This is a genomic window from Streptomyces sp. NPDC000594 (assembly GCF_040299965.1).
GTDB lineage: Bacteria > Actinomycetota > Actinomycetes > Streptomycetales > Streptomycetaceae > Streptomyces.
In genome coordinates, this window is sequence record NZ_JBEPCY010000024.1 from 113,520 (window position 1) to 122,365 (window position 8,846).

The 8,846-nt window shown below is 72.0% G+C and carries 5 protein-coding genes; 1 reads left to right on the plus strand and 4 read right to left on the minus strand.

The window, feature by feature from the left end; genetic code table 11:
- Positions 1 to 56 precede the first annotated feature (56 nt).
- Positions 57 to 1,787 (minus strand): ABC transporter ATP-binding protein, encoded by a 1,731-nt coding sequence (locus ABT354_RS27160; RefSeq protein WP_351498415.1) that lies wholly within the window; start codon positions 1,785 to 1,787, stop codon positions 57 to 59.
- A 402-nt stretch (positions 1,788 to 2,189) separates the two neighbouring features.
- Here ABT354_RS27160 and ABT354_RS27165 point away from each other — a divergent pair, with 402 nt between their 5' ends.
- Positions 2,190 to 3,167 (plus strand): helix-turn-helix transcriptional regulator, encoded by a 978-nt coding sequence (locus ABT354_RS27165; RefSeq protein ID WP_351498417.1) that lies wholly within the window; start codon positions 2,190 to 2,192, stop codon positions 3,165 to 3,167.
- A gap of 25 nt (positions 3,168 to 3,192) precedes the next feature.
- Here the strand turns inward: ABT354_RS27165 and ABT354_RS27170 are convergent, their stop codons facing one another.
- The 3 genes from ABT354_RS27170 to ABT354_RS27180 form a co-directional block, all read right to left on the minus strand.
- On the minus strand, positions 3,193 to 4,485 hold the full coding sequence (locus tag ABT354_RS27170; RefSeq protein ID WP_351498419.1) for a DegT/DnrJ/EryC1/StrS family aminotransferase: 1,293 nt from the start codon (positions 4,483 to 4,485) through the stop codon (positions 3,193 to 3,195).
- Between the two features lie 260 nt (positions 4,486 to 4,745).
- Complete coding sequence (gene ccrA, locus ABT354_RS27175; RefSeq protein WP_351498421.1) at positions 4,746 to 6,014, minus strand: crotonyl-CoA carboxylase/reductase; 1,269 nt, start codon at positions 6,012 to 6,014, stop codon at positions 4,746 to 4,748.
- Positions 6,011 to 8,846 (minus strand): non-ribosomal peptide synthetase (locus tag ABT354_RS27180; protein ID WP_351498424.1); only part of this gene is annotated, 2,836 nt, incomplete at its 5' end. The genes ccrA and ABT354_RS27180, both read right to left, overlap by 4 nt.

The following is an 8,846-nucleotide window of genomic DNA, read 5'->3' on the forward strand; positions in this document are numbered from 1 at the left end:
CTTGTCCGTCCCGGGCGGCAGGTCCGGCCGGCCGCGCTGGATACGTCGGCCCGTCCTCACGCCGTCCCCGCTTCCATCAGCTGCGAGACCATGATGTCCCGGTAGGTCGCGTTCCCTGCCATGAGCTGCTCGTGCCGGCCCTCGCCGACGACGCGCCCCTCGTCCAGGACCACGATGCGGTCGGCGTGCCGGACCGTGGAGGCGCGCTGCGAGACGAGGACGACGATCGCGTCGCGGGTCTCATGGTCCAGCGCCGCGCACAGTGCCGCCTCGGTGATGTGGTCCAGGGCCGAGAAGGCGTCGTCGAAGAGGTAGATGTCCGGGCGCCGCACCAGTGCGCGGGCGATGGCCAGACGCTGGCGCTGCCCCCCGGAGACATTGGTTCCGCCCGGGGCGACCGGCGCGTCGAGCCCGCCGTCCATGCGCTCCACGAACTCGCGGGCCTGCGCGACCTCCAGGGCGTGCCACAGTTCGGCGTCGGTGGCGTCGGCCTTCCCGTACCGCAGGTTCGTCGCGACGGTCCCGGAGAACAGATGGGCCTTCTGCGGGACCAGTCCGACGGCCCGGGTGATCACCGCCGGGTCGAGTTCGCGCACGTCGACGCCTCCGATACGTACCGTCCCGCCCGTCACATCGAGCAGCCGGGGAACGAGCGCCAGCAGTGTCGACTTGCCGCTGCCCGTCGGGCCGACCAGGGCGACCGTCTCGCCGGGGGACGCGGTCAGGTCCACCCCGTGCAGCACCGATTGCTCGGCCCCGTCGTAGCCGAACGCCGCACCGCCGACCTCCAGCCGGGCGGGCCGCGCCGGTGCCGGGACCGGCCGCGCCGGGCTGTCGAGGCCCGGCCGCGGTGCGAGCACATCGCCGATCCGCCGTACGCAGACCTCGGCGCGGGGGGCGACGACGAACAGGGCGACGAGGAGGACCGAGGCGCCGAAGACCTGGGTCAGCCAGGACATGAGCGCGACCAGCGTACCCACCTGGATCGTCCCGTCGGTGAGTCTGCCGGCGCCGATCCACAGCACGGCGACGACGGCGAGGTTCGACACCAGCGCGGTCACCGGGAGCAGCAGCGCCGTATGACGCGCGAGCCCGAGGGAGGCGTCGGTGAGGACGGCGTTCGACCGGCCGAATCGCTCCTGCTCCTGGACGTCCTTGGCGAAGGCGCGGATCACCCGCAGGCCGCCGAGCTGCTCCCGCACCACGCGGTTCACCTCGTCCACGCCCCACTGCACGGCGTGGGAGTAGCGGCGCATGCGGCGGATGACGACCGCCGTCAGCGAGCCGAGTACGGGGGCCACCGCCAGGACGATCAAGGCGAGGTGCGCGTCGTGGCGGACGGCCATGGCCACGCCGCCGATCCAGGTGGCGGGGGCCGTCACCACCACCGCGAGGGCCATCATCAGGACACGCTGCACCTGCTGGACGTCGTTCGTGGTCCGCGCCAGCAGCGACGGCGTGCCGAACCCGGCGAACCTCTGGCAGGACAGCTCCAGCACCCGCTCGAACAGTGAGGCACGCAGGTCGCGGGCGGCCGCCAGGGCGATCCGTGCACCGGTGTAGACAGCCCCTATGGCGAGCACGACCTGGAGGACGGTCAGCCCGAACATGCCCAGCGCCAGGCGGAGGACGTGTCCGGTGGATCCGGCCATGACTCCGCGGTCGATGATCTGCGCGTGGAGGTCCGGGAGCAGCAGTCCGGCGGCGGCGGCCGCGATCTGGAGGTGGACCAGCACCACCAGGGCCACGGGGAAGGGCCGCACGGTGCGCCACAGGAAACGGATCACCGTGGGAGCCCCGCTCCACGGGTGCCCAGAATCCCGCCCGGTACCGGTCGGTTCCCGGACTGTGCGACGGACGAAGGCCGAAGATTACCAGTCGTGCCCATGCTCCCCACCGTGGTCAAGAGGGCCCGAAGACCGATTGAGGGGGCGGCGGTACTCCGGGACCAGGTCCTCGCCGCTCGTCAGCCCCGCGACACAGGAAGTCTTGTCGCCGCGGTCGGCGATGGCCATGAGCAGGGGTGTCAGGACCTCTCCCGGACAGCAAGCTGCCAATCCCCCCAAGCGGGAGCTCTCTTTCAAGATCATCGGTTGACTGCGGGGTGTCTGTCTGGTTGAACTTGATCGACTACCGGATCGCCGGGAGTGGACGCAAGGGGGATCTCAAAGGTGTTCGCGGGGCTGGGTTTGGAAAGCAGATCGGAAGCCGTCTACTGGGAGATGCTCAAACACCCTGAGGCCGACGTCGAGCAACTCGCGGGCCGGCTCGGCCTCGAAGCGCAGGAGATGGGGAACTGCCTGGACGAATTGGGCCGACTCATGCTGATCCGGCCCTCTTGGGACGCCCCGGGCGAAGTGCGGGCGGTCGACCCGGAGGTCGGGCTCGCGTCGCTGCTCGCCCGCCAGGAAGCGGATCTGCTGCGGGAGCAGGAGCGGATCTCCGCCAGCCGCGCGGCACTTCACCAGGTGATAGCCGATATCCAGCGCACCAAGCAGGGTCGGAACGACCCCGACGTCGAGCGGCTCACCAATATCGACCGCATCCGTTTCAAGATCGAGGCCCTCGCCGCCAAGTGCTCCTCGGACATCATGGGCTTCGCTCCGGCCGGGGCCCAGTCCGCCGCGAACATGGCGGCCAGCCGACCGCTCGACAGCAAGGTGCTCGCCCGCAATGTACGGATGCGCACGATCTACCTGGAGAGCATCGTCAACGACCGCCCGACCCTGGACTACGCACGCTGGCTGGTGGAGTCCGGCGCCGAGGTCCGCACCGCCGCCGTCCTGCCGCCCCGCATGGTGATCTACGACCGCAAGACGGCCATCCTGCCGCTGGACCCGGAGACGACCCGGGCCGGTGCGATGCTGCTGCACAGCACCGGCGTGGTCAGTGCCCTGTGTGATCTGTTCGAGCAGGTGTGGAAGGCCGCCGCGCCGATCAACTCCGAGAGCGGGTGCGCCGCCAAGCAGGAAGAGGAGCTGACGCCCCAGGAGGCGGCCATTCTCCAGCTGCTGGCGGACGGGTACACCGACGACACCATCGCCCGCAAGCTCGGCGTGTCGGTGCGCACCAGCCGCCGGATCACGGCGAAGCTGACGGCCCAGCTCGGCGCGAAGAGCCGCTTCCAGGCCGGGGTTCTGGCCACCGCGCGCGGCTGGGTCCGGTAGCGGACGGACGCGGGGCCGCCGCCGGTCAGGAGGCGAAGGCGTTCTCCCACTCGGTCCGGCCGGCGGCGGACGCCTCCTCCCACGGAGGGGTGTACGGCAGGGTCGCGGCGAGCCGCGCCAGGCCCTCCCGGTTCCGCCAGACCTTCTCGAAGGCGTCCGCGTAGTGGGCGAGCAGCGGGCCGGCGTCCGGATGCAGATGGGCCTTCTGGATGGCGAAGGAGTCATCGATCACGCGGAAGGCCGCCGGGAAGGCGTCGGGACCGCCCGGCTGCGGCCGGGTGCCGGCCAGCCGCCAGGGCCAGGCGTCGAAGCCGCCGTCGGGCCGGAAGGCGTGCTGGGAGGGTAGCGGCAGGGACTGGTACGGGGCGGCGGGCACCCCCTCGGCACGCAGCGCCCGCTGCACCGCCGCCCGCAGCGGCCCCGCGTACCGCTCGTCCAGGCCGAAGGCGGCGGGGACGACACGGAAGCGCAGGATGTGCCAGGCGTGGGTGCGGTCCGCGGGATGGTGGGGGGCGAGGAACCCGGGCAGCTCCGCGACCCGGTCGAGGAGGGGCCGGACGTTCTCCCCGCGCCGTCGGCGGTCCGTGGGGAAGCGGCGCAGCTGGCTGCGGGTGAACGCGGCCTGGATCGCGTTGGGCTTGTTGTTCCAGCCGAGCATGTGGGAAATGTAGGTGCGGGGGGTGTCCGTGCCCGACAGCTCGCCGAACTGGCGCAGCGCCGCGATCCTCCTGGCCAGGCCCTCGTCGTCGGTGGTGACCAGACCGCCCTCGCCGCACGTGGCCAGGTTCTTGCTCACGTTGAGGCTGAAGGTTCCGACCGTGCCGAGCGCGCCCGCCGGGCGACCCCGGTAGTGCGCGCCGTGGGCCTGGGCCGCGTCCTCCACGACCGCGAGTCCGTGTCTGCGGGCGACGGCGTTGATCTCGTCCATGTCCGCGGGCAGGCCGTGGAGGTGGACGACGACGACGGCGCGGGTGCGCGGGGTGATCGCGGCCTCCACCGCGGCCGGGGTCATATTGAAGGTCTCGGGGTCGATGTCGACGAATACGGGCACCGCCAGCAGGTGCATGGGCGCCGCCGCGGTGGCCACGAAGCTGAGTGCCGGAACGATCACCTCGTCCCCGGGTTCGATTCCGACCGCCGCCAGGGCGAGGCTCAGGGCGGCCGTGCCGTTGGCGACCGCCACGCAGTGCCGGGTGCCGGCCTCGGCGGCCCACTCCCGTTCCAGGGCGGGTATCTCCTCCTCGCCGTGGGCGGCGAGGGTGAACCGGCCGGAGGCGAGGACGCGGCGCACCGCCTCCTCGTCCTCCTCGGTCACCATCGGCCACTTCGCGATGCGTGCTGTGCGCGGGACGGTACGGGTTCCGCCGAACATGGCCAGCTTGCCGCCGGCCTGCGTCGCGGGTGCCGTCGGGGGCGCCGTCGTGGGGCCAGTAGGGCTCGTGGGGCTGGTCGGCCCGGGGGTCGTGGGCGTGACGGTGGTGGTTTCGGGGCTGGCTTCGGGGCCGGCGGGTGTGGGCACTGTCTGGTCACTTCCTGGGTCGTCGCGAGGGGTACGGGGCCACAAGTGCGCGGAGGGGATCAGGCGGATGTCCGCGCCCGCGCCGGCCGGGGCACATCGCGCCGGCCCGGCTCCGGGGTGCCGACGAGGACAGCGATGTTCCCGGAGGGGTGCCGGTTCTCGTACATGAGCTGGTGGACGCCGGGGATCCCGGAGAACGGCACGGCGAGCGACATACAGGGGTCCAGCGTGCCCTGCGCGGCCAGCTCCGCCACGGCCCGGAACTGGGCGGTGTTCGCACCGTGGGAACCCTGGAAGCGTTTCTGCCGCATCCATAGAAAGCGCAGGTCCACGTCGCCCTGGTAGCCGCTGGTGCCGCCGCAGGTGACCACCATGCCGGCGCTGTCGCACAGATAGATCGAGGTGGGGATGGTGTCCTCGCCCGGGTGCTCCAGGACGATGCGCGGCGACCGGCGCTCCCCCAGTACGTCCCAGAAGGCCCGGCCGAACGCGCGCATGCCCTTCAGCCACTCCGCGTACGCGACGGGGTCGTCGGCGGGGGGAATCCGGCCCCAGTGGCCGAACTCCTTTCTGTTGATCACGCCCCGGGCTCCGAGGCGCAGACAGTGCTCGGCCTTGTCCTCGTCGGACACCACCGCCACCGGTATGCCGCCGAACTGCCGGACGATCTGGATGGCCATGGAGCCGAGTCCGCCGGCCCCGCCCCAGACGAGGACGGGGTCGCCCGGTTCCACGACATGCGGCGGCCAGCCCCGCAGCTGGCGGTAGACGGTCGCCGCGGTGAGCATGAAGCAGCCCGCCTCCTCCCAGGTCAGCCGGGCGGGCTTGGGGTGGCACTGGTACTCGTCCAGCAGTGTGAACTGGGCGAAGGATCCATAGTTGGACTCATAGCCCATCGCCAGGGCGCTGGTCGAGGTCATGGGGTCGGCGCCGAGCCGGATGTCAGCGGCGGTCTCGTCCCAGACGACGGGCGCGATGACCACCTGGTCGCCCACCTTGACCTGCTCGACGCCCTCGCCCACGGCCCAGACGATGCCGGAGCCGTCGGACCCCCCGATATGGAAGTCCTCCGGCTGACCGGCCTTCCGGCGGGCCGCGACGACGTCCACGGGGCTGCCGAGCGAGGCCCAGACATTGTTGTAGTTCACGCCCGCGGCCATCACCAGCACCAGCACCTTGCCCGGTGCCACCTCGGGTACGGGAACGACCTCCGTCGCAATCGCCCGCGAGGGCTCGCCATAGCGTTCGGGCCTGATCAGCGCCGCGTGCATATGGGTGGGCACCGTGCCCAGCGGCGGCAGCTCACCGATGTCGTAGAGGTCCTTCATCGTTCCGTTCCTTCCGACGCGGCCGTCGGCGTCTCGTCGAGGATTTCGAGGGTCTTGGCGAGGGGACCGGCGATGTCGGATACGGGACCGGGGTCCATCATCCGCGCGTGGGAGCAGGCGACGTACCGGACGTCGACCGGGCCTGTGCGGTACGGGTCCCAGAGCCGGACCAGCTCGTCGGCGGAAGCGTCCTGGTGCTCCGCCACGACCAGGGTCATGGGGCCTTCGTGGCGGCGGGGGCGGAAGCGCTGCCTGAGTCCGATGTTGTTCCGGGTGATCTCCACGAAAGCGTCCAGCCGATCGCCGAGCAGTCGGCCGAAGGCATCGCCGGCGTCCCGAAGGACATCCCGCGCGCCCTCCGTGTCGGATGCGCGCCCGTCGTCCTGGGCGGCCGTGCCCTCCGGCCGCCCGTCCGGCCGGCTCCCCTCGGAGGGGACACCGGCGTCCGGGTCGATGCCGATCACCTCGAACAGGCTGCGGACGACGTCCTCCCGGTCCGGCACCTCGGCACGCTCCTCGTCGGTCGCGGGGTACGAGTCGAGGCACGCCAGCAGCTCGGTCGCCTCGCCCTGCTCCGCGAGCTGCACGGCCATCTCCTGCACCACGAGCCCGCCGAAGGACCAGCCGAGCAGTCGGTACGGGCCGTTCGGCTGGATCTCGCGAACCGCCCGCACATAGGCGGCGGCCATCTCCTCCAGCGACTCGGGCAGCCCGTCCTCGAGGAAGCCCGCGGCCTGGATCCCGTAGACCGGGTAGTCCTTCGGGATGTGCCGCAGGAATTCGGCGTACCGCCAGGCCAGGCCTCCGGCCGCGTGCACACAGAACAGCGGGGTGCGGCTGCCGGTCTCCCGCAGGGGCAGCACGGTGCGGAAGGCGAAGTCCCGGGCGACGGCCCCCTCGCCCAGCGCCGAGGCGAGCGTGGCGGGGGTCGGGGCCGCGTACAGGGAGCGCAGCGGCAGGTCCACACCGAAGGCGGTGCGTACATGGCCGGCCAGCCGCGCCACCAGCAGCGAGTGCCCGCCCAGCTCGAAGAAGTTGTCGTGGACGCCGATCTCGTCCGTGCCGAGCACCTCGGCGAAGAGCGCGCAGAGCGTCTCCTCCTGGGCGTTCCGCGGGGCGGTCCGTGCCGCCTCCGGGCGGATGGGGGCGGGCAGCGCGTCCCGGTCGAGCTTGCCGTTCGTGGTGAGCGGCAGCGCGTCCAGCTCGACGAAGGCCGAAGGCACCATGTAGTCGGGGAGGATCTGCTGGAGGTGGGGGCGCAGCTCCTCGCCGAGCGCCCGCTCCCCGCCGCGGTCGGTGCCGGCCGGGGTACCGCCCCTGTCGGCGCGGGTCACATAGGCGACGAGCCGCTTGTCCCCCGGGCGGTCCTCGCGAACCACGACCGCGTGGTGTCCGACCGCGGGGTGCGCGGCGAGCGCCGCCTCGATCTCGGCCGGCTCGATCCGGAAGCCGCGCAGTTTGACCTGGGCGTCCGCCCGGGCCACAAACTCCAGTGTGCCGTCCGCCCGCCAGCGCGCCAGGTCCCCGGTCCGGTACATACGGGTCCCGGCCGGCCCGAACGGACTGGCCACGAACCGCTCGGCGGTGAGGTCCGGCCGGTTCGCGTAGCCGCGGCCGACCTGCTCGCCGCCGATGTACAGCTCGCCGGTCACGCCGATCGCCACCGGGCGCAGGGCGGTGTCCAGGACATAGGTGCGCATGTTGGGGATCGGGCCGCCGATGGGCACATTGTCGGGGACCGTGTCCGTGGCACGCATCCGGTGGTGCGTGGTGAAGACGGTGGCCTCGGTCGGTCCGTAGCCGTCGACCACGACCAGGTCCGGGCAGGCCTCGAAGACCTTGCGGACGGCCGTGGCGGGTACCACGTCACCGCCCGTGCAGACCTCCCGCATACGGGCGAAGGCGCGCGGGTGCTCGTCCGCCATGAGCCTGAACAGGCCGGCGGTCAGCCACATGCGGGTGATGGCGTGCTCGGTGACCAGGCGGGCGATGTCCTGGACACCGAGCCGGCCGGGCGGGGCCTCGACCACCTGGTGGCCGCGCAGCAGTGCCGTCCACAGCTCCCAGGTGGAGGCGTCCCAGGCGTGCGGCGAGTGGAAGAGCATGCGGTCGCCACGGCCGGGGGCGGGCTCGTACGGGTCCGCTTCGACCAGGCGCAGCACATTGCGGTGGGTCAGGGCCGCGCCCTTGGGGACTCCCGTGGAGCCCGATGTGTACATCACATAGGCCAGCTGGTCCGGATGGACCTCGACGTCGGGCGCGGTGCCGGGCTCGGCGTCGAGGTCGAGCCGGGCGAACTCCAGCTGTCGGACCGTCGGGGCGAGCTCCGGGCGCCAGCCGATGTCCTCCGTGAGCGGGGCGGTGAGGAGCAGCTCGGCGCCGCTCTCCGCGAGCACGGCGGACAGGCGGCCGACGGGCGAACGGGCGTCGAGCAGCAGGTACGGCGCGCCCGTCTTGAGCACGGCGAGCATGGACACCAGCAGTTCGGTGGAGCGGTCCATGAGGATCGCGACAGGGCGCTCGGCAGCCGGCCCGGCCGCGGTGCCCCTGAGCTTGAGCAGCAGGTGGGCGAGGCGGTTCGCGCTGCTGTCGATCTCGCCGAAGGTGAGGTCTCCGCGTGCGGAGAGGTACGCCGGCTCATCCGCCCGGCGTTCGGCGACCTCGGCGAAGCGCCGGTGGATGGTCACATCCGCGCCGGGTGCTCGGTCCTGCCGGGTGTTCCAGGTCGTGGTGAGGATCTCTTGTTCGTGGGGGGTGAGGGGGGTGGTGTGGGTGAGGGGTTGGTGGGGGTGGTTGGCGATGGTGGTGAGGAGGTGGGTGAGGTGGTTGGTG

Excerpts from the sequence above, each read along its gene's own strand:
- ABT354_RS27170 (WP_351498419.1), bottom strand. The coding sequence starts at position 4,485 with ATGGTGACCGAGGAGGACGAGGAGGCGGTGCGCCGCGTCCTCGCCTCC.
- ccrA (WP_351498421.1), bottom strand. The coding sequence starts at position 6,014 with ATGAAGGACCTCTACGACATCGGTGAGCTGCCGCCGCTGGGCACGGTG.